Source organism: Campylobacter showae (assembly GCF_963515975.1).
GTDB lineage: Bacteria > Campylobacterota > Campylobacteria > Campylobacterales > Campylobacteraceae > Campylobacter_A > Campylobacter_A showae_F.
Genome location: NZ_CAUPZM010000009.1, coordinates 23,502 through 44,837, shown reverse-complemented (window position 1 = coordinate 44,837; position 21,336 = coordinate 23,502). Strand labels below are relative to the sequence as shown.

Here is a 21,336-nt window from a genome sequence, read left to right as displayed (position 1 = left end):
CATCCTTTCAAATTTCGCGTTATTTTAGCCAATTTAAGCTAAATTTACTTTTTTAAGCTCTGCAATGCAAGTTTCGTTCCCGCCTTTAAAACTCGCGGCGGATACGAGCACGGATGAGTAAATTTAAGCCCGAAAAGCCGTCAAATTTGAGGATAAAGTTTTATTTTAAATAGCCTGCGCACATTTTGATCTATTTTAGTTTAACACATACGTGCTTGCGGGGTTTTTGGCGCTGATTTTTGCAAATTTAAGAAATTTGCCCGAGATAATAGGCGAAGTAAAGCGGAACTGAAAGAGTATTTAAGGTAGTGCTAGCTAAATTTGAAGTCTTTTGACGAGTTAAAAAGCAATAAAATAAGCCAAATCAAGACCGCGCAAACGAACGCGCGTCAGATATCTTTGAGCTCCGCCGCGACCGATTTTTCCAGATTTTTCGCCTTGCCTAGGATCGTGATCGCCTTTTGCCTGCATTTGTTCACGCATCTGTAGCAAATCGTGCAGCGATCGCCGAATTTTGCCTTGCCGTGCGCGATTTTTATGTTTTGCATCGGGCAGGATTTTGCGCACTCGCCGCACCCGTTGCACCGCGCCGTATCAAGGGTCGGCTTGCGCCTGGCAAACGGCGTTTTGTCCCAAATTTTCATCCAGAGCCGCTGTCCCAAAAGCCCCGCGATGCGGCATAGCATGCCTAGCCCCTCTTGCGGCAGTTTACCCGCGGCAAATGCCTGCGCGACGCGCTCTAGCTTGGCGTTTGCCTCTTTGATCAGGCGCTCGTTTTTCTGCGCCGAATAGCTAAAAATCGCCACGTCGAGGATAAACGCGGGCATTCTGATGTGCGCGCCGCCCGTTATCCGTGCGCCCGCCCGCTTTAGGATCCTAGCTGCGCAGCCCGCTCCGTCGCCGCTAAAAATCTCCATCGTAGCGATGATAAAGACGTTTTTACCGCTAAAATTCGCGCCGTTTTCGCAAATAAATTCGCGCACGATCTGCGGCAAGTCGCTAAAGTAAACGGGATAGGCGAGAATGACGTCGTCATGGCGCTTTAACAGCTCGCCGCAGCCCTCGTCCTCGATCGAAACCGCAGGGATACCCTTGCCCAGACGCTCTATAAATCTCTCCACGCAATGCTTCGTGTTGCCCGTGGAGCTAAAATAAATCGCTATCATTTTGCGAATCCTTTAAATTTACGCGCGAAATTTTGCCAGTTTTTGCCAAATTTTACCGACCGCATCAAATTTAAATAAATTGATATTTGGCGCATTCGCCTTTCGTCCGTTCGCAAATGACCGTCGTGCTCGCTAGCTTAGATTTTACCGCAAATTTGACTCAGCGCCATAAAACGTAAATTTAAACGCCACGCCGCAGAAACGGCAAATTTGGACATATATTATTTTACGATCTCGTTTTGCTCGTTTACCTGCACGATTTTTGGTTCGAAATCTCTCGCTTTTTTGGCGCTAAGAAGCGCGTAAGCAACAATAATGACGACGTCGCCGACGCAGACTTTGCGCGCGGCCGCGCCGTTTAGGCAGATCTCGCCATTTTTCTCGCCGCGGATCACGTATGTAGCGAAGCGCTCGCCGTTATTGACGTTTAGGATCTCGACTTTTTGGTACTCGCAAAGCCCCGCAGCCTCGATGAGCTCGGGTCCGATCGTGACCGAGCCCACGTAGTTTAGGTTGGCGTCCGTCACGCGCGCGCGGTGGATTTTGCTTGATAAAATTTCGATTTTCATCGGCAGTCCTTTGTGTTTTTTGGGAAAATTATACTATAAATTTAGCCGCGAAAAGCAACTTTATGTAGTCGCGGCGATTCGTTTTTGCTTGCTTGTCGCGATAAAATTCGGAGTTAAATTTGTGATTAAATTTGATTTTGGAGGCATTTGCGCGAGCGATAAAAGCTGCGATAAATTTGACGCCGCTCGGCAGTAAAATAGAAATTTAGACGCAAACAAAGGTAAATTTTACTCGAATTTACCCTTATTTCGTCGCCGTTTTGTCCGTAAATTTAGGCGCGTCCGTCCAAAAGTTCGCGCACGACCTCTTTGTCGCTAAACGGATATTTTACGCCCTTGATCTCCTGATAGGTTTCGTCGCCCTTGCCTAAAATCACCAAAATTTCATCCTGTGCGAGGCTTTCAAGCGCGTATTTTATCGCCTCTTTGCGGTTTGCGATGCATTTTACGCTCTCGTTCATCTCTAGGCTGCCGCAGATCTCATCGATGATGCTTTCTGGCTCTTCGCTTCGGGGATTGTCGCTGGTGACGACGAGTCTGTGCGCGTATTTTTGTGCTATTGCGCCCATTTTAGGGCGTTTAGTGCGATCCCTATCGCCTCCGGCGCCAAAAACCGCGACGATTTTACGATGGCGCAATGCATTTAGCACCTTTTCGATGCCGTCTGGAGTGTGTGCGAAATCCACAATCACGAGCGGTTCGCGACTCACGACCTCCATGCGCCCCTCGACGCCGTCAAATTCCGCCGCGGCGCGCGCGATCTGCTCTAGCGGTCTATCCGTCAGCGTCGCGACGCAAGAGACGGCTGCTATGAGGTTGTAGAGGTTAAATTCGCCGTGCAAATTTGAGCTTAGCGCCATTTGGCCGCGCAGGGTTTTTAGCGTCCCGCGTATGCCGCCTTCTAGCGAATACTCGACAGGCGCAAAGTCCGCGTCAGCGTGAAGAGCATATGTTAGGGCATTTGCTGGGTTAAATTTGATCCCGCCGCGGTCGTCTATGTTTATGAGCTTTGGCGCGTCGTCTGCGAAAAACTCGCTCTTTACGCGTGCGTACTCTTCAAACGTGCCGTGGTAATCGAGGTGGTCCTGGGTCAAATTCGTAAAAATTTTCATCGCAAAGGATAGGCTCTCGATGCGTTTTTGAGCGATGGCGTGCGAGCTAGCCTCCATCACGAAGTACTCGCAGCCGCGTTCGCTAGCGGCCTTTAGGTAGTTAAGCGTGCGTAAAATTTCGCTCGTCGTTAGCGCCTTGTCGTCGATGCGTTCATTGTTTATAAAAGCGCCGCGAGTACCGCACAGGCCGCATTTGTAGCCTAAATTTAACAGCGTAGCGCAGATAACCGCCGCGGTCGTGGTCTTGCCGTTCGTACCCGTAATGCCGATGATCTTGATGTTCGCGTCGATGCCCAGCAACCGCTTACACTCGGCCAAATTTATGATTTTTGCGCCCTTTGCCAGGGCATCGGCTTCAAATTTGGCGTTCGTCGCCGTTTTTACGAAATAGCAACCCGCTTCGCATTCGTTCGAGTTGTCGGTGACAAAGTCCTCTTTAACGTAAATTTTCACTTTCGGCCTTTTCGTTGATTTCGCGAGCCAGCGCGCTTAGCCGTTCGTCGCCGGCAAACATCACGGCCGCGGTCTCGATGTAGTTTAGCCCCATTTCGATGAAGTCGTTTTTGATAAGATTTTGCAAAAACTCGAGAAAATCGTCGCGGTTGTCGATCATCACGCGCGTGGAAAACATGATGTCCTCAAAGGTGCTTTTAAATCCGCCGCGCCTAACCGCATCCATAAAATCGGCGTAGCTGATGGCGTTTTGCTCCTCAAGGCTCTCATCGTCGCTAAATTTTGCCTCAAGCGCGCCCAAAATTTCCTCTAGCTCGTCCGGACTCATGCCGAGCTTATCTTTTAGCTTAAATATCTCAAAAAGCGTCATCGCCTCGTCGCGGCGAGTCTTGGCAAGCGAGCAAAGCATGATGAGAAAAAGCAGCTTTTTGTCCGGTTTTTTGTCGTAGGCGAGTGAAAAATAGCTCGCGGCGGCGTTAAATTCGCCCTTATTAAATGCTTTTAGGCCCATCTTTTTATAATCAATCAAATTTAACTTCCTCGCCGATAGGGATGTTTACGACCTCTAGCTCGGGGTGGATATCCATGCGGAGCTGGCGCTCGATGCCGTATTTTAGCGTGGTCGAGCTAGCTGCGCAACCGTGGCAGTGGCCGGTTAGACGGACGTAAATTTTGCCATTTTTGATGCCTAATAGCTCCATGCCTCCGCCGTCGTTTTCAAGCATAGGCAAAACCTTTTGCAGGCTGGCTTTTACGGGCTTTAAAAGCTCTTCATCGGTAAATGGGATCATTTTTAACCTTTTAAATTTTTGAGATATTATAGCAGATAAAATTTTAAATACGCTATGAGTTTGGCGTTTTGGCCGCTATTTTTGACTTGGATAAATTTGGAGTTTTAAGCGATTCTACATGCAAATGGGTCAAATTTAAAAGATGCTAGCAGCAGTTGAGAGCGAAAACGGCGATAAAAAAAGGATACAGCGCGCAATATAAAGCTCAAAATAGTTAGGCGCGGTTTTTGTATATTCTCAAATTACTTTCAGATGCTACAAATTCGGCATATTGTGCTTGCCATGCGATCAAAATCTTTTAGAAGGCAAATTTATGCGTAGAATTGCATAAAATTTAGAATAAAAGTCGCTACAAATTTTAGCATCTTCCACCCGTATTCAAAATTGCAAACAATGCAGCAGGCGAGCAAATAAATTTAATTGAGATAAAAAGCTAGAGTGGATTTTGAGATAATTGAAGGCAGATAAATTTAAAAAGAAAAAGAGAGCCGAAGCTCTCTAAAAATTATTCTTTGATTAGCTCTATATAAGCCATCTCGGCAGCATCGCCTCGGCGAACGCGAGTCTTAACGATGCGCGTATATCCGCCGTTTTTGCCTACGAATTTTGGAGCAAGTTCAGTTACTAGCTTGTTCGTAGTTTCTTTATCCTGCAAGCTAGCAAAAACCGCTCTGTGAGCGTTGCTGTCGCCTTTTCTCGCTCTAGTGATTAGCTTTTCGATATAGCTTCTTAACTCTTTTGCCTTAGGCAAGGTCGTCTCTATCTTTTCGCTTTTGATGATAGCGATAGCTAAGTTTTTAAGTAGAGCCGAGCGGTGAGCCGACGTCCTACCTAGTTTTCTGTATCCGTGACCGTGTCTCATTTATGTTCCTTTTACTCTTTTGCACTCATTTGTGATTTTAGATCGGCGATTTTTTTCTTGAGTTGCTCTTTGCCGCCGCCTAGGTCGCCGCCGACCGGATATCCGATCTCTTGCATAACGGCTTTAATCTCTTCGAGAGATTTTTTACCTAAATTTTTAAGCTCTTTTAGCTCGTTTTCATCCATCAAAGCAAGCTCGCCGATAAATCTAATCTCGGCTTTATCAAGGCAGTTAAAGCTTCTGGCGCTCAAATTTAACTCTTCTACGCTTTGAAGTAGTTTCGCATGCTCGCTGCCAGAAGTTTGAGAGTTTAGACCTGCCGAAACGTCGATATTTAAAACGCCTTTAAACACCGACATCTGTTGATACATCGCCTCGATCGCATGTTTAAACGCTTCGATCGCGCCCACTTGTCCGTCCGTCGTAACCGTGAAAATAATCTTCTCATAGTCGGGATTGTCCTCGACTAGAACGTTTACTAGCTCGTAAACGGCTTTTTTAACAGGCGTAAAGAACGCGTCAAGAGCTATATAACCCTCTTCGATATTGTCTCTTATCTCTTCGCTTGGGACGTATCCGATACCTTTTTGGATGATTACGGAAAATTTAAGCTCCGCGTCCTCGTTTATGGTTGCAAGATAGGCGTCCGGATTTACGATATCTACGACATCGCTTTTTAGATCGCCGGCTTTTATCTCTTTTGGACCTTTAAACGAATACTCGACCACCTCGCGCTCAGACTCGTTTTTTAGCTTAAAGCGGATGTTTTTTAAATTTATAATAAACTGCGCTACGTCCTCGAGCATGCCTCTCATCGAATCAAATTCGTGAGATACACCCTCTATCTTGACGCCCGTAGCCGCAAATCCAACCGTGCTGCTATATAAAAGTCGTCTTAGCGGATGAGCCAAAGTGACCGCATAGCCCGTCTCAAACGGATACGCGGTTATTCTGGCGACATTCTCGCTTATACTCTCTACTGAAATTTCGGTAGGCATATAAGCTGATGTGGTAATTTTTCTCATCGTTATACCCCTTATTATTTCGAATAAAGCTCTACTATGAATCTTTCCTCGACAGGAATGACGACTTCTTCCCTTTCCGGAGTTCTTGTGAAAATTCCGAATTTTTTATCTTTTTCGACGTCAACCCAAGCTACGATGCCGGTTTGTGCCGTAAGATCGATCGCGCGAACGATTTGTGGATTGTTTTTAGACTTCTCGATAACCTCTACTTTAGCGCCAGCTTGGACTCTGTAAGAAGGAATATCTACTCTCTTGCCGTTTACTAAAATATGTCCGTGAGTAACTAGCTGACGAGCGAAGCGGCGAGTCGTCGCAAAGCCCATTCTGTAAACTACGTTATCTAATCTTTGCTCTAAAAGCTGTACCAAAAGCGCACCGGTATTTCCCTCGCGGCGAGCGGCTTCTTGGAATAAGCGGCGGAATTGCTTCTCGCTAATGCCGTACATAAATTTAGCTTTTTGTTTTTCGCGAAGCTGCAAGCCGTATTCGCTTATCTTGCTTCTTCTTTGTCCGTGTTGTCCCGGAGCGTAAGGTCTTTTGTCAAGCGCGCTCTTACCTGCCAAGCGACGCTCGCCCTTTAGCGCCAAACTAACGCCGAGTCTTCTTTCTAATTTTTCAACGGGTCCTCTATATCTAGCCATAATAATTCTCCTAAATTTCTAATTATACGCGGCGGCGTTTCGGCGGTCTGCAACCATTATGCGGAAGCGGAGTTATATCTTTTAAAAACGTTACTTTTATACCCTCTACCGCGCCTACGCTCTTGACTGCGGTCTCTCTACCACTGCCAGGACCTTGTACTTTGATGCCTACTTCTTTTATACCGTGCTCTTTTGCTTTTGTTAGAGCATCTTCTACCGCTTGTTGGGCTGCATAAGGAGTTGATTTTTTGCTTCCTTTAAAGCCTAGTCCGCCAGCACTGCTCCAAGCGATAGCATTTCCCATCTCATCGGTAACCGTTACCATAGTGTTGTTAAAAGTCGCGCTTATATAAACGATACCTTTAGCAATACTTTTTCTTACAATTTTCTTTTTAACTACTTTTCTTTTTGCCATCGCTTATCCTTATTTCGTTGCAGCGCCGACTGTTTTGCGCTTGCCTTTTCTAGTTCTAGCGTTTGTTTTAGTCTTTTGACCGCGCACCGGAAGACCTTTTCTATGTCTTAGACCGCGGTAGCTTCCTAGGTCCATAAGAGCCTTGATGTCCATAGCGACGCTTTTTCTAAGGTCGCCTTCCACCACGTGGTTCTCTTGGATCTCTTTGCGGATAGCCGCAGCTTCGTCTTCGGTTAGATCGTTTACTCTTTTATCGTAAGAAATTTTGGTAGCATCCAAAATTTGATGAGATTTGTGAAGACCGATACCGTAAATATAGGTCAAACCGTATTCGATTCTCTTTTTCTTTGGTAAATCCACACCTGCGATACGTGCCATGCTTTATCCTTGTCTTTGTTTATGTTTTGGATTTTCGCAGATTATGCGAACTACGCCTTGGCGCTTGACAATTTTGCACTTGTCACACATCTTCTTTACAGAAGGACGAACTTTCATTCTAGTCTCCTAAAAATTTATTCCACTTTTAGGCTGCATCAGGTTTAACGAAATTTTAAACCAACTATTTTCAAAACAAGTGGTGGGCTTTGAAAACAATTCTTCATACAGCAATTTGTCGTAAAGGGCTGAGTATAGCCAAATTTAGCTTTTAATTTACTTATGTCGGTAAATTATCCTACCCTTATCCAGACTGTAAGGCGTTAGTTCCACCTTTACGCGGTCTCCAGGCATTATTTTTATATAATGCATCCTCATCTTGCCCGCAATATGACACAAAATCACGTGTTTGTTGTCGAGCTCGACCTTAAACGTCGCATTTGGCAGCGCCTCGATGACGTTGCCGTCGATCTCTATGACGTCGTCTTTTGCCACTTAACTCCTTTTTGTTAAATTTACTTTCGCCACTCGGCGGAAGTTTGAAATTAAAATTTTAACTCACCACAAATTAAAATTTTAAAATTTACAAGTCGCACGAACGATTTGTAAATTTTAAAATTTTACGCTAGGCTTAAGATCTCCGCACGTCCGTTTACGACTGCCATGCAGTGCTCATAGTGGCTGGTTCTTAGCCCGTCTTTGCTGGTTACTTTCCATTTGTCGTGACCGATCACTGGAGTACCGTCTTTTTGGCAGATCATCGGCTCCACGCAAAATACCATTCCGTTTTTGATTTTCGGTCCCGATTTTGGACTGCCGCCCTCTAAATAATTTAAAATTTGCGGATCTTCGTGCGGGCGTCTACCGATGCCGTGACCGCAAAATCCCGTTAGCGGAACGAATCCGCGTGCTCTTATAAATTTCTCGATTTCAAAACTAAGCTCTTTAAAGTGCATTCCCGCTTTTACGGTGTCTATCGCAAAATATAACGCGTCTTTAGCGCAAGCGATTAGTTTTTCGTCCTCGCGCGAAATTTGACCCACGCCCCAAGTCCTAGCCGAGTCGCCGAAATATCCGTTCAAATTTGAACCGATATCGACGCTTACGATATCGCCTTCTTGTAGTTTGTATTCGTTCGGGATGCCGTGGATGACCACTTCGTTTACGCTGATACAAGCGGCGTTTGGAAAGCCATAAAGCCCCTTAAATGCCGGCTTTGCGCCCGCAGCCCTTATCATATCTTCGCAAATTTTATCTATTTCGAGCAGTGAAATGCCGGGCTTGATCACGCTTTCTACGTAGTCGAGGGCTTGAGCGACGATTTTATTCGCCGCTCGCATTTTCTCTATGTCGTTTGGCTGCATAATGGTTATAGCCATTACAAGCCTACCGCGCTTAGAGTTTGATATTTATTCATATAAATTTGAGCTTCTATCCTTCGCATCGTGTCAAGCGCAACAGAAACCACGATCAGCACTGACGTGCCGCCGAAATAAAACGGAACGCCCATAATTTTAACGAGCACCCAAGGAAGCGTCGAGATAAGACCGAGGTAAATCGCGCCGCTAAATGTTAGCCTTGATGCGACCTCGTTTAGATAACCCGCAGTGCCCTCGCCCGGTCTAATGCCCGGAATAAAGCCGCCCTGTCTTTTTAAATTTTCGCTGATATCTTTTGCATTAAACGCTATCGAAGCGTAAAAATATGCAAAAAATACGACCAGCAAGAATGTCAAAAAGTTGAAAAAATAGCTATTTGGATTTAAAAAATCGTGAATAGCTTGGATATAAGGATTTGTGCTGGCCTGCAAAATGGTGCTTGGGAACATCAAAATCGCACTGGCGAAAATCGGAGGAATAACGCCGCTTAAATTTACCTTGATAGGTATATAGTTCATAATGCGTTTGTTTTGATTTTCCATCACTACCTTACGCGAATAGCTCACCGGTACGCGTCTCTCGCCCATCTCGACGTAGATAACTATGCCTACCGTGACCAAGATAACAAGCAAAATTACGATAACTACAAGGAAGTTCATCTCGCCCGTATTTACCAAATTTACCGTACCGCCGATGGCTGAAGGTATGCCGCTAACGATACCCGCAAAGATAATAAGGCTGATGCCGTTGCCGATACCGCGCTGCGTGATCTGCTCGCCTATCCACATCAAAAGCATAGTTCCCGTTAGCATCGAAGCCGCTGCGATGGCGATAAATAAATTCATATCTATCATTATTGCGTCCTCTCCGCCTCTACCGTGAAGACTCTGAAGCCCCATACTGACGCCCACTGCTTGAACAAGCGTAATACCGATAGTGGCATAACGGATAATCTGCATATATTTTTGCATGCCGTCGCGGTCTTTTTTCATCTTGCCCAAATTTGGGAAAGTAGCCGCTAAAAGCTCCATAATAATCGATGCTGTGATGTATGGCATAATGCCTAGAGAGATGATGCTGAGGCGCTCTGCGGCCTTACCGCTGAACATATTAAATAGCCCAAGCGCGTTTGCGGAATTCGAATCGAAAAACTCTTTAATAACATTGACGTTTACGCCAGGAACCGGCACGTATGCCAGTATCCTGTAAGCAAATAAAAATGCCAACGTGATTAAAATCTTGTTGGTCAATGTCTTATTCATTACGCACGTCCGCTAACGGTTACGTTCTCGTCTTTGATTTTCGAAGCCAAATCTTTCGCGCTCACTCCGATCAATTTAATTTTCTTGACGCTGCTTGAAATTTTGTGTACGGTAGCGATAGTAGCGATAGTGATCTCGCTTAGCTCTTTTACCGCAACGATTTTTTCTACGTTGATTACGTAGGGTTTTTCAAATTTAGATGTAAAGCCTACTTTCGGAAGGCGTCTTTGAAGCGGCTGCTGACCGCCCTCGAAGCCTCTTTTCTCGTTGTAGCCTTTTCTAGCTCTTTGACCTTTGTGTCCTTTGCCCGCGGTTTTACCTTGACCGCTACCTTGACCGCGACCTAGTCTTTTGATTTGTCTAGTCGAGCCCTCGGCAGGTTTTAAATTTTCTAGTCCCATATCTTCTCCTTAGCCTTTAAGCATACTTAGCGCTTTTAAAGTAGCGCGAACGACGTTTGCCGAGTTGTTTGAGCCAAGCGATTTTGTTAGGATGTCCTTGATGCCCGCAAGCTCTAGAATAGGACGAGCGCTACCGCCCGCAATCACGCCTGTACCTTCGCTAGCAGGGCGAAGCAAAACGCGGCTAGCGTTAAATTTAACCTCTACGTCGTGAGGTATAGTCGAACCTTTTCTTTTTACCTCGATGATGTTTTTAAATGCGTCGTCGACGGCTTTTCTCATAGCGTCCGGTACCTCTTTTGCTTTACCGAAGCCAAAGCCCACTAGGCCGTTTCTGTTTCCTACTACGACAAGAGCCGTAAATCTAAATCTACGACCGCCTTTTACGACCTTTGTAACGCGGCCGATATCAACCATTACTTCTTCGAATTCTTCTCTGTTATATTTTTCCATAGCGATTTTCCTTATAGTTTGATACCGTTTTCACGTAATGCGTCTGCAAAAGCCGCTACAACTCCGTGATACAAATAGCCATTTCTGTCGAATAATGCCGTTTCAATTTTTTTAGCTTTTAGAGTTTTTGCAAATTCTTTAGCCAAAGTTACGGCGCCTTCTTTGTTTGCTTTTACGCCTAGTTTTCTGCCGTCTGCCGCCGCTAGAGTTACGGCTGCTACGTCGTCGATAGCTTGGACGTAAAGAGTTCTGTTTGATTTGAAGATAGAAATTCTAGGCAATACCGCAGTGCCGGAAATTTTGGCTCTGATTCTTCTTTTTCTCTTGATTCTAAGAGCGAGTTTTCTTTTTAATACATTTGCTGTCATTATCTATCCCTTACTTCTTAGATGTCTTACCGGCTTTGCGGATGATGCGCTCTTCTACGTATTTAACGCCTTTGCCCTTATACGGTTCAGGCGGTCTATACGCCCTGACTTGAGCCGCGATCTGACCGACCACTTGCTTATCGTCGCCTTTAATAGTGATGATGTTTTTCTCTACGCTGATTTCAACGCCTTTTGGCACTTCGTGATTTATCGGGTGAGAAAATCCTAAAGTAAGCTCAAGCACTTGACCTTTAGCGGCGGCTTTGTAACCGACGCCGTTGATCTCAAGCTGGCGAACAAAACCTTTTGTGATACCGATGACGATATTGTTTGCAAGCGCTCTATAAGTGCCCCAGTAGGCTCTATCTTGTCTCTCGTCGCTCTTTGGAGAAAATACTATGTGAGCATCTTCGACTTTAACGTCTACGTGCCCTTTTGTGTCAAGCTCTTTTAAATGAGCGCCTTTTTTAAATTTAAGGACGTTGCCTTCTACGCTGACCTCTACTCCGCTTGGAATAGCTATCGGCTGTTTTCCTATACGTGACATTTTTTTCCTTTTTTACTTGTCTAGGGTATGTCTACTTTTACGAATGGATACCGCAATACCATAAAAATAGAAATGAATCGAAGCGATAAAAACCGCTTCAAACACTTTAATTTTCTCATCAAATTTGACTTGTTTTTTAGAGTTGATTTCCAAAATTTAACGTCAAATTTGACATCGTCGTTTTTAAATTTAGCTTTGGCAAATTTTGATAAATTTGTGAGCCGAGCTAAATTCGGGAAGCTTTTTAAATTTGATGCTTTTGCAGCGTCAAATTTGAGCTTCCTATTTTTAAATTTTAAAAATTTGACGGTAGAATTTTTCCTAAATTTTATAAATTAAGAAAACCTGCTGGGTCAAATTTCATTTCAAAAATGCAAAAACGATGTCGCAGTTGCAAATACAACAAGCCTATCGCTTCAAACCTCATTCTAATGATGTCGAATTGACGTCTTGCTACAAAAACAAGCCTATCAATTCAAACTTCATTTCAAGGATGCAACAACGATGCCTCGCATCGTTGTTGTCCATTACCATACAGAGCAGAGGATTTCGCCGCCTACACCAGCTTTGTGAGCGTCTTCGTTACTCAAAACGCCTTTGCTGGTGCTAACGATGATCGTTCCGTAGCCGTTTTTAAATCTCTTGATCTCGTCTTTTCCCTTATAAACGCGGCGACCCGGGCTTGATACGCGCTTAAGCTCGTTAATCACGCTTCTGCCGTGCTCGTCGTATTTTAAAACTACGTTTATAAATTTCTTTTTATCTTCTTCTACGACGTTGTAGCTCTCGATATAGCCTTTAGCCGCAAGGATAGATAAAGTAGCCTCGACGACGTTTGAATGAAGAAGCTTCGTAGTCTCGAGTCTTCTCATTGCGGCGTTTCTAATGCGAGTTAGTCCGTCTGAAATTAAGTCGTTTAACATTTCTCTTCCTTACCAGCTTGCTTTTTTTAGACCCGGGATTAGTCCCTCGTTAGCCATTTTTCTTAGGCATACGCGGCAAATTCCAAAATCTTTATAAACCGAATGCGGACGTCCGCAAATTTGGCATCTCGTATAGCCGCGAACCGCAAATTTAGGCTTTCTGGCAGCCTTTGCTATCATTGATTTTTTTGCCATATTACTTTCCTTTCGCAAACGGCAAACCAAATAGCTCAAGCAATTTGAATGCCTCTTTGTCGCTGTTCGTCGTCGTGACTATAACTATATTCATACCATGAGTGCGTAAAATCTTATCGTACTCGACCTCTGGAAACATTAGCTGCTCGTCAAGGCCGAAGTTGTAGTTTCCGCGCCCGTCAAAGCCGTCTTTTGGAAGGCCTCTAAAGTCCTTAACTCTCGGTAGCGCGATAGAGATTAGTTTATCTAAAAACGCAAACATATTCTCTTTTCTAAGCGTTACTTTTACGCCGACGGGAAATCCCTCGCGCACTTTAAAGCCCGCAACCGATTTTTTAGCATCGGTAACAACAGCTTTTTGTCCGGCTATTAGCGAAATAGTATCGGCGATGTTTTGAAGTTGCTTTTGATCTTTAGCAGATTCGCCAGCGCCTACGCTTATCACGATCTTTTCGATCGCAGGGATTAGCATAGGATTTTTGATGTCGAATTCTTTAGCCAAAGCAGGCTTTACGACCTCATTATATTTAGCTTTTAATCTATTCATTTTCAGCCCTCAACTTTTGCAACGTTTGAGATATCAATAGGCATCTCTTTATTGATAAAGCCGCCGTTTGGGGTTTTTTCGCTAGGTTTTATAGCTTTTTTAGCTACCTTGCAGCCCTCGACGATGACTTGTCCTTTTTTGGCTAGGACGGATAAAATTTTACCTGTTTTACCTTTGTCGTCGCCTGCGATGATCTTAACGGTATCGCCTTTTTTTACTTTAAATTTAACGTTAGCCATTATAACACCTCCGGAGCAAGCGAAACGATTTTCATAAAGTTAGCATATCTAACCTCACGGCCGACCGGTCCAAAGATACGAGTACCGATAGGCTCGCGTTTGTTATCTAGGATGACGGCTGCGTTTTCGTCGAAGCGGATTAGCGAGCCGTTGTCTCTTTGAACCTCTTTTTTAGTTCTAACGACGACTGCTTTTACCACTTGACCTTTTTTGATCTTACCGTTTGGAAGCGCCTTTTTGACCGAGCAGATGATGACGTCGCCAAGCGTCGCGTATCTTCTCTTGCTGCCGCCCAAAACTTTAATACACATTAGCTCTTTCGCGCCGCTATTGTCGGCGACCGTAAGCCTCGTAAAAGATTGTATCATTACTCAACCCCCGTCGCTAAAATAGTCTTTAAGCGGAAAGATTTTCTCGCGCTTAGCGGTCTGCATTCGATAGCTATGACAGTATCGCCCGCTTTAGTTTCGTTCTTTTCGTCGTGAATCATATATTTTTTAAAGCGTTTTACGAATTTGTGGTATCTTGGGTGCATAACGCGTCTCTCAACCAAAATCGTAGCCGTCTTATCGCCGGCCTTTTGTAAAACGACACCTTGAATTTCTCTTTTTAATGCCATTTCTCACCCCTTACTTTGAAGCGCTAATTGCAGTGTTGATTTGCGCTATTTCCTTGCGGACGGCGCGAATCTCGTTAGGGTTGCTTAGCTGCATGGTTTTTAGCTTTTGTCTTAAAGTAAATAAAAGCACCTTTTTCTCTTTCAATAACGCGTTAAGTTCTGCAACGCTTTTGTCTTTAATATCAGTATATTTCATTTTCACTCTCTCGCGTTACGATTTTAGTCTTAAACGGAAGTTTGTGGATGGCTAAAGTTAGAGCTTCGCGCGCTAATTCCTCATCTACGCCTGCCATTTCGACTATTATACGACCTGGTTTTATATTCATAACCCACTCTTCGACTCCGGCTTTACCTTTACCCATACGAGTTTGTAGAGGTTTTTTGGTTAGCGGCTTATCTGGGAAAACTCTGATCCAAGTTTTAGCCTGGCGTTTTACGTGGCGAGTTAGAGCCACACGAGCCGCTTCGATTTGGCGCGAATTTACGCGGCCTGCTTCTACGGCTTTTATTCCGATCTCGCCCATAGCAAGATCAGCGCCGCGAGTAGCTTTACCGCGGTTTCTGCCTTTCATCTGTTTGCGAAATTTAGTTCGTTTTGGCATCAACATGATTATTTACCTCTTCTTGCTCTGCGCGGTTTTTTATCGGCTTTTTCTTCTTCGTTCTTTTCAGGTTGAACGCCTTTTTGAAGAACCTCGCCTTTAAATATCCACACTTTTATACCTATGTTTCCATAAGTCGTATGCGCTTCAGCAACGCCGTAATCGATCTTAGCCCTTAGAGTGTGAAGCGGAACGCGACCCTCCAAGTACCACTCGGTTCTAGCTATCTCAGCACCACCAAGACGTCCTGCAACTGAAATTTTGATACCTTTAGCGCCTGATTTTTGAGCGCCTTGGATAACTTTTTTCATCGCGCGTCTAAATGCAACGCGTTTTTCAAGCTGCATTGCTACGTTTTCCGCAGCTAGCTGAGCCGAAGCTTGAGCTTTTCTTTCTTCTTTGATATTTACGTTTACTTCTTTGTTGATCAGCTTTTGGATATCCTCTTTAAGCTTCTCTACGTCAGAGCCCTTTTTGCCGATGATAATACCAGGGCGAGCTGCTACGACGGTTACGCGAATTTTCTTAGCGGTTCTCTCGATCAAAATTTGAGAAACGCCCGCGTAGTAAAGTTTCTTTTTCAAGAAAGCGCGAATTTTGTAGTCTTCGCCGATATTTTCAGCCAAAGTTCCTTTAGCAGGAAACCATCTTGACTCCCAGTTGCGGTTTATTCCTAGTCTTAGACCTATCGGATTTACTTTCTGACCCATATTACGCTTCCTTCTTTTCAGGTTTAGATACTTCTACTAAGATATGAGAAGTCGGTTTGCGGATTCTGCTTGCGCTTCCTCTCGCTCGCGGTCTAAATCTTTTTAATACTGGGCCCGCATCCACGCGGCAGCTTGTTACGATAACCTCTTCAGGCTCGAATCCGCCGTTAGCTACAGCAGAGCTGATAGCCGTAGCGATAAATTTGGCGCCGCGGTTTGGCATAAAGCTAAGGCTAGCTAGCGCAAATTCTGCGTTCATACCTTGTACTTCTCTTGCGATTAGTCTGGCTTTAGTCGGAGATAGTCTTACGAATTTAATAATTGATTTGCTCATTTTATCCCCTTACTTACCGATTTTCTTTTGCACTGAGCCTTTGTGACCCTTGAATGTGCGCGTAGGAGCAAATTCGCCTAGTTTATATCCGATGTGGTTTTCCGTAACGTATACTGGAATGAAGCTCTTGCCGTTATGAACGTTAAACGTTAGGCCTATCATTTCAGGCACTATCGTGCTGCGTCTAGACCACGTTTTTATCGGCTTGTTGTCGTTGGCTTTTTTAGCGGCAACGACTTTTTTCATTACATGCTCATCGACAAAAGGTCCTTTTTTGAGTGATCTTGCCATCTCTATTTACCTTTCCTTCTTGAAATTATAAGCTTATCGCTAGCCTTCTTGCGGCGAGTCTTAGCACCTTTGGTCGGTTTACCCCATGGAGTAACAGGATGACGGCCTGAGTTTTTCTTGCCTTCACCGCCGCCGTGCGGGTGATCTACCGGGTTCATCGCAGAACCGCGAGTTTGAGGACGGATACCTCTGTGGCGATTACGTCCGGCTTTACCGATAGTTACGTTCGCCCAATCTTCGTTACCTACTACGCCGATACTAGCCATGCACTCTGCAAGTACTTGTCTCATCTCGCCGCTTGGCAAGCGAAGCATTACGTATTTTTCCTCTTTACCCATTAGCTGAGCATAACCGCCGGCTGAACGAGCCATCTGAGCGCCTTTGCCCGGTTTTAGCTCCACGTTGTGTACGATAGTACCGACCGGGATGTTTCTTAGTTTCATCGCGTTGCCTGGTTTTATGTCTAGTCCCGCCTCGGCTGCTGCTACGACGTCGCCGACGTTTAGTCCGTTTGGTCTGATGATATAGCGTTTCTCGCCGTCTTTATAAGCGATAAGCGCGATGCGGCAGTTTCTGTTCGGATCGTACTCGATAGCTTCGACCTTACCTTCGATACCGAATTTGCGGCGTTTAAAGTCGATGATTCTATAAAGTTTCTTCGCTCCGCCTTCTTTATGTCTAGAAGTTATTCTTCCGTTATTATTTCTACCGCCACTTACGGGGATCTTTACAAGCAAGCTTCTCACGCTAGGTTTAGCGGTAATATCCTCGCTCGATAAGCCCGTCATAAATCTGCGGCTAGGTGTATAAGGTTTATAGGTTCTTATCGCCATCTTACGCCTCCGTGTTTTCTAGGCTTGAGCCTTCAGGCAACTTAACGTAAAATTTCTTTATCTCGTTGCGTTGTCCTTCTCTTCCTTTGAAACGCTTAACTTTTCCGTCGATTCTAAGCGAATTTACGCGAAGCGGCGTTACTCCAAAATACTCTTTCAAAATTTCTTTCAGCCTGTTTTTAGTCATCTTAGGCGAAGTTTGTATGACGACCACGCCTTGCTCTTGAAGACCGAGAGTTTTTTCCGTATATAAAATCGTTTTGATATCAGTTATATCTGCCATTTCAGCCCTCTTTTATTATAGATTCAAGTGCGGCCTTCTCGATAACGACGGCACCGTAAGTCGCCACTAAGTAAGCGTTTATCTCGCTCACATCGATTAGATAGCAGTTTGATAAATTTCTAAACGCCAATAGCGTGTTGTCGTCAAGCAGATCTTTTACGACCAAAGCGTCTCTCAAATTTAACGCGCTGATTACTTTAGCTGCGTCTTTAGTCTTACCGCTTGCGATCTCTATGCTATCTACCGCGAAAATTTTACCCGCGTTAGCTTTTTCGTTTAGCGCGAACTCAAGCGCCAATCTTTTTTGCTTTTTATTGACCTTTTGGAAATAGTTTCGCTCGTTGCTCGGACCAAACGCCACTGCGCCGCCTACCCAGACATTAGTTCTGGTTGAGCCAGCTCTAGCGCCGCCGCGACCTTTTTGTCTCCACGGTTTTTTACCGCCGCCGCTCACTTCAGAACGACCCTTTGTATGAGCCGAATTTGAACGCATACCGGACAAATAAGACTTAACGTAAAGATATAGGTTGTGCGGGTTGATCTCAGCGTAATTAGCCGGTAGATCAAGCTCGCTAGCTTTTTGTAATTTTTCGTTTAATACGCAAACTTTACTCATTTTACTATCCTTATTCTGCCCATTGCGCCGTTATAGCCAGCGACGCTGCCTTTTAAAACCAAAATTCCGTTTTCGGCGTCAAAGCTTACGATCTCGTTTTTAACGGTAACTTTTTCGTTTCCGGTGTGTCCGGCCATCTTCATACCAGGCTGAACGCGTCCCGGCCACTCGCGGTTACCGATAGAGCCGTGTCTTTTGTGGAAGCGAGAACCGTGGCTTTTCGGACCGCCCGCAAATCCGTGTCTTTTCACGACGCCTTGATAGCCTTTGCCTTTTGAGCTGAAGCTAACTTTTAAAATTTTAGCCGAGCTAAGCGGACTAAAATCAAGATCACCCGCCTCTTTATTGGCGACTTGTAGGGTTGCGAATTTATTAAATTCCGCCGTTAGGCTATATTTTTTTTGCTGACCCTCTATGGCTTTATTTTTTGCTTTACCTTTAGCATAAGCTACTATAGCGCAGCCGCATTCGCTCACTTCGCAAACTTTAGCGTTTACGACCTTTAGAAGCGTAACGGGGATGCTTGGGTTGTTTACCGTTCTGCTCATGCCTATTTTTTCTACGATATATTCCATCTTTCACCTCGCCTTTATTTGCCCATCGCGCGGACTTCGACGTTAACCTCAGGGGCTAAGTCAAGCTTTGTTAGCGAGTCGACGGTATCGGGCGTAGCCGCTACGATATCTAGCATTCTAGCGTGAATTCTCATTTCAAACTGCTCGCGTGAGTCTTTGTTGATGTGTGGTGATTTTAAGACCGTGTAGCGTTTGATCTTCGTAGGCATCGGCACCGGACCTCTGACGTCGGCGCCCGTTCGTTTGACAGCTTCTACTATGGCTGCAACTGTGCGGTCGAGAACTCTATGGTCATAAGCTTTAAGCTTAAGCCTGATTCTTTCCATTTTCTTTCCTTTGAATAGAACTTGTCGCAAACATACGACACCTCTTACTTGTGTAAGAGACTCGGATTTTATCCAAATGGCTTTTTAATGTCAATATTTTGAGCGAATTTGATGAAATTTAATAAAATTATTTCCTTTTTATAAGGAAGTTTTTGCAAATTTGGCTGGAAATTTAAGGCGAAATTTTTCAATTTGATTTGGGATAAATTTGAACGGGTTTATTTGGGCGCAAATTTGGTTCGATTAAAATTTGCCCCGCATTTTATCGCTCAAATTTAACGCATTTTCTTTTAAATTTGAGTAGTTTTTGATCGTTTTTTGGGGTCAAATTTTAATTATCTTCCTCTTTATAAGGAAACTTCGATATAATTTTTCAAATTTTAAAGGCTAAAAATGCAAACTCTAAACGCGCTTTATCAAAATCCGCCGAAAAATATCAAATTTATAAATAGAAAATTTGAGATCTCAGCACCCAAAACGCTGATAAAAGGCGGTATAGGAAGCGGCAAAACATCTCTAATCGCGGGCTTTTTGTCGGCATTTGAGAGTAAAGAGTTTTTGTACGTAAATTTAGGCGACCTTCGCATAGATGCGGATGGTATTTTGTCAAATTTGCCCGAGTTTTTACGCCAAAATCCGCAGATAAAAATTCTAGCGATCGATGATTTCGAGCAGAGATTTTGGGATAAATTTGAGCCGGTTTTGGAGCTAAATTTATCAAATTTTATCCTAGCCTCGCGATTTAGAGATGCAAATTTTAGCGGTTTTAACGAGCTAAATTTGGATTTTTTAGACTACGAGGAATTTATCGCTTTTTTTTCGAAAAAGATCGATCCAGAGACGCTTTTTAGCCACTTTTTGCTTCACGGTAGGAGTCCCGCTTCGGCCTTTTGCGATGCCGAAAACGTCGCGGCAAATCTACAAACCGCGCTAAAATCCTCACTCTCTGCCACGCAGCTGGCCGTACTAAAAGAGTGCGCGAAGGCTCAGGCGCAAAACGTGAGCGTTTTTGAGATTTTTAGCACGCTAAAATCCGCCCGCAAAATCTCAAAAGATAGCGTTTACGGCGCGCTTAGCGAGCTGGAAAACATGAGCGCGGTTAGCCTAGTGGAAAAATTTAACGAGCCAAATGCCGCAAAAAGGCTTTATTTTAACGACTTTGCGTTTAAAAGCGCGCTAAGCCTAAAAAAGGACTTTGCTAAAAATTTTAACAACACGGTTTTTTGCGAGCTAGCCAAATTTAACGAGCAGATTTTTTATACCAAAGAGCTTGATTTTTTCCTGCCAAAAAGGAAACTTGCTATCATTTGCTCGCCTTTTAGCGATGCGGATTTGGTCTTTTTAAAATTTAAAAAACTGCACGCAAATTTAAAAAATTTAGGTATAAATAGGCTGCAAGTAATCAGCGTGGCGAACTCCGGCGAGACGAGCATAGAGGGCATAAAATGCGAGGTCGCGCCGTTTTCGCGCTGGGCGCTGGGCATATAAGGAGAGTTTATGAGAGCGGTTGCGGCGATATTTTTAGCCTGCGTTTTGGCGCTAGGCTATGAGATCAGACACGAAAACGAGGGCAAAATTTATAAATTTGCAGGCGAGGCGGACGGGAGTAAATTTGAGCTCTACATCAGCGAACTTGAGGCCGAGTTTGAAAATTTTAGCGACAAAGGCGCCATTTTACCGCCTAAATTTCAGGGGCACGCCTTTTTTGAGGGCGCTAGATACGACTTCAGTAAAGGCAACATCGAAAAATCGGGCACTGCTATAACGGCCGTAAGCGCGGTCGCCGAGTGGCTAAATCTAAGCGTAAAAGCGGATAACGGCAAACTAACGGGCAAGCTAGCAATCAAAGGCAAGGCGCGAAAAGCCGTGCTAAAACAGGTCGCAAGCTATGATTTTGCCGCGCTCGGACTGCAAGAGATCGGGCAAGACGGGGCGCGATTTGAAGCCGTCGCGAGCGACTTTTACGCGCTTAAATTTGCGCAAAATAACAAAAAATCTCTCGCCGCAAAACTTGAAAATTTTAAAACGACATGGCTCAAAGACCCCTCAAAAAACGCCGCAAACGCGCTAAATAACCTCGAGTATCAAAACAGCAAAATAAGAAGCGTCTGCGAACTCGGCGCGGGCGGGAAAATCTGCAAAACCGTCTGGCTAAAAAACCTAAAAAAGATAAATTTGAGCGACGTTTTTAAGGATTTAAACGACGCAAATTTGACTGCGATCTTCGCAAAAGAAAAGATAACTCCGAGTGAAAATTTTACGCTCTCGCCAAGTGGGATTACGTTTTTTGACGGTGCGACCGGCGACAAAAACAACGAGATCTCGCTACCGCTTGAGCCCATCAAAGAGCATTTAAAGCAAAATTTCGGGCTGTTTTAGACAGTTTTTCCGCCAGAAAAGGAAACTTTAAAAAATGGAAGGCAA

The 21,336-nt window shown here is 44.5% G+C and carries 37 protein-coding genes; 3 read left to right on the top strand and 34 right to left on the bottom strand.

The features are described 5' to 3' along the window. Positions 1 to 389: 389 nt before the first annotated feature. The 18 genes from RWM02_RS04775 to rplF form a co-directional block, all read right to left on the bottom strand. A complete protein-coding gene (locus RWM02_RS04775; protein WP_314069537.1) occupies positions 390 to 1,166 on the bottom strand; it encodes an EFR1 family ferrodoxin in 777 nt (258 codons plus the stop codon). A 221-nt stretch (positions 1,167 to 1,387) separates the two neighbouring features. Further along, positions 1,388 to 1,735: an aspartate 1-decarboxylase gene (gene panD, locus RWM02_RS04770; protein ID WP_314069535.1), complete on the bottom strand. Its 348-nt coding sequence runs from the start codon at positions 1,733 to 1,735 to the stop codon at positions 1,388 to 1,390. A 272-nt stretch (positions 1,736 to 2,007) separates the two neighbouring features. Further along, entirely contained in the window at positions 2,008 to 3,300 is a 1,293-nt protein-coding gene (locus RWM02_RS04765; RefSeq protein WP_314069533.1) for a UDP-N-acetylmuramoyl-L-alanyl-D-glutamate--2,6-diaminopimelate ligase, read from the bottom strand. Continuing rightward, positions 3,284 to 3,829 carry a hypothetical protein gene (locus tag RWM02_RS04760; protein ID WP_002947079.1) on the bottom strand — a complete coding sequence of 182 codons (546 nt, stop codon included), beginning with the start codon at positions 3,827 to 3,829 and terminating at the stop codon, positions 3,284 to 3,286. The genes RWM02_RS04765 and RWM02_RS04760 overlap by 17 nt, the downstream gene beginning before the upstream one ends. Then, positions 3,822 to 4,091, bottom strand: a complete 270-nt coding sequence (locus RWM02_RS04755) for a NifU family protein (RefSeq protein WP_002947081.1) — start codon at positions 4,089 to 4,091, stop codon at positions 3,822 to 3,824. The genes RWM02_RS04760 and RWM02_RS04755 overlap by 8 nt, the downstream gene beginning before the upstream one ends. A gap of 505 nt (positions 4,092 to 4,596) precedes the next feature. Then, positions 4,597 to 4,953, bottom strand: a complete 357-nt coding sequence (rplQ, locus tag RWM02_RS04750; protein ID WP_002943070.1) for a 50S ribosomal protein L17 — start codon at positions 4,951 to 4,953, stop codon at positions 4,597 to 4,599. 11 nt (positions 4,954 to 4,964) lie between these two features. Continuing rightward, a complete protein-coding gene (locus RWM02_RS04745; RefSeq protein ID WP_314069529.1) occupies positions 4,965 to 5,978 on the bottom strand; it encodes a DNA-directed RNA polymerase subunit alpha in 1,014 nt (337 codons plus the stop codon). A gap of 14 nt (positions 5,979 to 5,992) precedes the next feature. After that, a complete protein-coding gene (gene rpsD, locus RWM02_RS04740) occupies positions 5,993 to 6,619 on the bottom strand; it encodes a 30S ribosomal protein S4 (RefSeq protein ID WP_002943554.1) in 627 nt (208 codons plus the stop codon). A gap of 22 nt (positions 6,620 to 6,641) precedes the next feature. After that, positions 6,642 to 7,034 (bottom strand): 30S ribosomal protein S11, encoded by a 393-nt coding sequence (gene rpsK / locus RWM02_RS04735; RefSeq protein ID WP_002947090.1) that lies wholly within the window; start codon positions 7,032 to 7,034, stop codon positions 6,642 to 6,644. A 9-nt stretch (positions 7,035 to 7,043) separates the two neighbouring features. Beyond that, the gene (gene rpsM, locus RWM02_RS04730) at positions 7,044 to 7,412 is read right to left on the bottom strand and encodes a 30S ribosomal protein S13 (protein WP_314069527.1); all 369 of its coding nucleotides are present in this window, start codon (positions 7,410 to 7,412) and stop codon (positions 7,044 to 7,046) included. 3 nt (positions 7,413 to 7,415) lie between these two features. After that, positions 7,416 to 7,529, bottom strand: a complete 114-nt coding sequence (gene rpmJ, locus RWM02_RS04725) for a 50S ribosomal protein L36 (protein ID WP_002947091.1) — start codon at positions 7,527 to 7,529, stop codon at positions 7,416 to 7,418. Between the two features lie 156 nt (positions 7,530 to 7,685). Next, positions 7,686 to 7,904 (bottom strand): translation initiation factor IF-1, encoded by a 219-nt coding sequence (gene infA, locus RWM02_RS04720; RefSeq protein ID WP_002943098.1) that lies wholly within the window; start codon positions 7,902 to 7,904, stop codon positions 7,686 to 7,688. Between the two features lie 125 nt (positions 7,905 to 8,029). Continuing rightward, complete coding sequence (gene map, locus RWM02_RS04715) at positions 8,030 to 8,788, bottom strand: type I methionyl aminopeptidase (RefSeq protein ID WP_314069525.1); 759 nt, start codon at positions 8,786 to 8,788, stop codon at positions 8,030 to 8,032. Further along, entirely contained in the window at positions 8,788 to 10,050 is a 1,263-nt protein-coding gene (gene secY, locus RWM02_RS04710; protein ID WP_002953674.1) for a preprotein translocase subunit SecY, read from the bottom strand. Before secY ends, map begins: the two co-directional genes overlap by 1 nt. After that, entirely contained in the window at positions 10,050 to 10,451 is a 402-nt protein-coding gene (rplO, locus tag RWM02_RS04705; protein WP_009494836.1) for a 50S ribosomal protein L15, read from the bottom strand. The genes secY and rplO overlap by 1 nt, the downstream gene beginning before the upstream one ends. A gap of 9 nt (positions 10,452 to 10,460) precedes the next feature. Beyond that, on the bottom strand, positions 10,461 to 10,904 hold the full coding sequence (gene rpsE, locus RWM02_RS04700) for a 30S ribosomal protein S5 (RefSeq protein WP_002943402.1): 444 nt from the start codon (positions 10,902 to 10,904) through the stop codon (positions 10,461 to 10,463). 11 nt (positions 10,905 to 10,915) lie between these two features. Then, positions 10,916 to 11,272, bottom strand: a complete 357-nt coding sequence (gene rplR / locus RWM02_RS04695; RefSeq protein ID WP_124851303.1) for a 50S ribosomal protein L18 — start codon at positions 11,270 to 11,272, stop codon at positions 10,916 to 10,918. Positions 11,273 to 11,282: 10 nt separating this feature from the next. Continuing rightward, positions 11,283 to 11,819: a 50S ribosomal protein L6 gene (gene rplF / locus RWM02_RS04690; RefSeq protein ID WP_002943347.1), complete on the bottom strand. Its 537-nt coding sequence runs from the start codon at positions 11,817 to 11,819 to the stop codon at positions 11,283 to 11,285. A gap of 72 nt (positions 11,820 to 11,891) precedes the next feature. Here rplF and RWM02_RS04685 point away from each other — a divergent pair, with 72 nt between their 5' ends. Then, entirely contained in the window at positions 11,892 to 12,158 is a 267-nt protein-coding gene (locus RWM02_RS04685; RefSeq protein ID WP_314069522.1) for a hypothetical protein, read from the top strand. Between the two features lie 188 nt (positions 12,159 to 12,346). Here RWM02_RS04685 and rpsH read toward each other — a convergent pair whose 3' ends face one another. From rpsH to rpsJ, 16 genes are read right to left on the bottom strand one after another with little or no spacing between them, the layout of a single operon-like run. Next, complete coding sequence (gene rpsH / locus RWM02_RS04680) at positions 12,347 to 12,742, bottom strand: 30S ribosomal protein S8 (protein WP_002943159.1); 396 nt, start codon at positions 12,740 to 12,742, stop codon at positions 12,347 to 12,349. Positions 12,743 to 12,751: 9 nt separating this feature from the next. Next, positions 12,752 to 12,937 (bottom strand): type Z 30S ribosomal protein S14, encoded by a 186-nt coding sequence (locus tag RWM02_RS04675; RefSeq protein ID WP_002941532.1) that lies wholly within the window; start codon positions 12,935 to 12,937, stop codon positions 12,752 to 12,754. A 1-nt stretch (position 12,938) separates the two neighbouring features. Further along, positions 12,939 to 13,484 (bottom strand): 50S ribosomal protein L5, encoded by a 546-nt coding sequence (gene rplE, locus RWM02_RS04670; protein ID WP_002953670.1) that lies wholly within the window; start codon positions 13,482 to 13,484, stop codon positions 12,939 to 12,941. A gap of 2 nt (positions 13,485 to 13,486) precedes the next feature. Next, complete coding sequence (gene rplX, locus RWM02_RS04665) at positions 13,487 to 13,723, bottom strand: 50S ribosomal protein L24 (protein ID WP_002943173.1); 237 nt, start codon at positions 13,721 to 13,723, stop codon at positions 13,487 to 13,489. Continuing rightward, the gene (gene rplN / locus RWM02_RS04660) at positions 13,723 to 14,091 is read right to left on the bottom strand and encodes a 50S ribosomal protein L14 (RefSeq protein WP_002947105.1); all 369 of its coding nucleotides are present in this window, start codon (positions 14,089 to 14,091) and stop codon (positions 13,723 to 13,725) included. Before rplN ends, rplX begins: the two co-directional genes overlap by 1 nt. Then, a complete protein-coding gene (rpsQ, locus tag RWM02_RS04655) occupies positions 14,091 to 14,342 on the bottom strand; it encodes a 30S ribosomal protein S17 (protein WP_314069521.1) in 252 nt (83 codons plus the stop codon). The genes rplN and rpsQ overlap by 1 nt, the downstream gene beginning before the upstream one ends. 10 nt (positions 14,343 to 14,352) lie before the next feature. Further along, a complete protein-coding gene (gene rpmC, locus RWM02_RS04650) occupies positions 14,353 to 14,538 on the bottom strand; it encodes a 50S ribosomal protein L29 (RefSeq protein ID WP_124851387.1) in 186 nt (61 codons plus the stop codon). Then, positions 14,525 to 14,950, bottom strand: a complete 426-nt coding sequence (rplP, locus tag RWM02_RS04645) for a 50S ribosomal protein L16 (protein ID WP_002947109.1) — start codon at positions 14,948 to 14,950, stop codon at positions 14,525 to 14,527. Before rplP ends, rpmC begins: the two co-directional genes overlap by 14 nt. Before the next feature lie 2 nt (positions 14,951 to 14,952). Next, positions 14,953 to 15,654, bottom strand: a complete 702-nt coding sequence (rpsC, locus tag RWM02_RS04640; RefSeq protein WP_009494829.1) for a 30S ribosomal protein S3 — start codon at positions 15,652 to 15,654, stop codon at positions 14,953 to 14,955. 1 nt (position 15,655) lies between these two features. Then, positions 15,656 to 15,988 carry a 50S ribosomal protein L22 gene (gene rplV, locus RWM02_RS04635; RefSeq protein WP_002947114.1) on the bottom strand — a complete coding sequence of 111 codons (333 nt, stop codon included), beginning with the start codon at positions 15,986 to 15,988 and terminating at the stop codon, positions 15,656 to 15,658. Between the two features lie 9 nt (positions 15,989 to 15,997). Then, positions 15,998 to 16,279: a 30S ribosomal protein S19 gene (gene rpsS, locus RWM02_RS04630; protein WP_002947116.1), complete on the bottom strand. Its 282-nt coding sequence runs from the start codon at positions 16,277 to 16,279 to the stop codon at positions 15,998 to 16,000. Between the two features lie 2 nt (positions 16,280 to 16,281). Further along, positions 16,282 to 17,112 carry a 50S ribosomal protein L2 gene (rplB, locus tag RWM02_RS04625; protein WP_122862334.1) on the bottom strand — a complete coding sequence of 277 codons (831 nt, stop codon included), beginning with the start codon at positions 17,110 to 17,112 and terminating at the stop codon, positions 16,282 to 16,284. Position 17,113: 1 nt separating this feature from the next. Further along, a complete protein-coding gene (locus tag RWM02_RS04620; protein ID WP_122862333.1) occupies positions 17,114 to 17,395 on the bottom strand; it encodes a 50S ribosomal protein L23 in 282 nt (93 codons plus the stop codon). A gap of 1 nt (position 17,396) precedes the next feature. Next, positions 17,397 to 18,011 carry a 50S ribosomal protein L4 gene (gene rplD, locus RWM02_RS04615; protein ID WP_314069516.1) on the bottom strand — a complete coding sequence of 205 codons (615 nt, stop codon included), beginning with the start codon at positions 18,009 to 18,011 and terminating at the stop codon, positions 17,397 to 17,399. Beyond that, a complete protein-coding gene (gene rplC / locus RWM02_RS04610) occupies positions 18,008 to 18,586 on the bottom strand; it encodes a 50S ribosomal protein L3 (RefSeq protein WP_122862331.1) in 579 nt (192 codons plus the stop codon). The genes rplD and rplC overlap by 4 nt, the downstream gene beginning before the upstream one ends. Positions 18,587 to 18,600: 14 nt before the next feature. Further along, positions 18,601 to 18,912, bottom strand: a complete 312-nt coding sequence (gene rpsJ / locus RWM02_RS04605) for a 30S ribosomal protein S10 (protein ID WP_002947121.1) — start codon at positions 18,910 to 18,912, stop codon at positions 18,601 to 18,603. A 393-nt stretch (positions 18,913 to 19,305) separates the two neighbouring features. Between rpsJ and RWM02_RS04600 the strand changes: the two genes are divergently transcribed. Next, on the top strand, positions 19,306 to 20,400 hold the full coding sequence (locus RWM02_RS04600; RefSeq protein ID WP_314069513.1) for an ATP-binding protein: 1,095 nt from the start codon (positions 19,306 to 19,308) through the stop codon (positions 20,398 to 20,400). 9 nt (positions 20,401 to 20,409) lie between these two features. After that, complete coding sequence (locus RWM02_RS04595; protein ID WP_314069512.1) at positions 20,410 to 21,291, top strand: hypothetical protein; 882 nt, start codon at positions 20,410 to 20,412, stop codon at positions 21,289 to 21,291. The last annotated feature ends 45 nt before the right edge of the window (positions 21,292 to 21,336 follow it).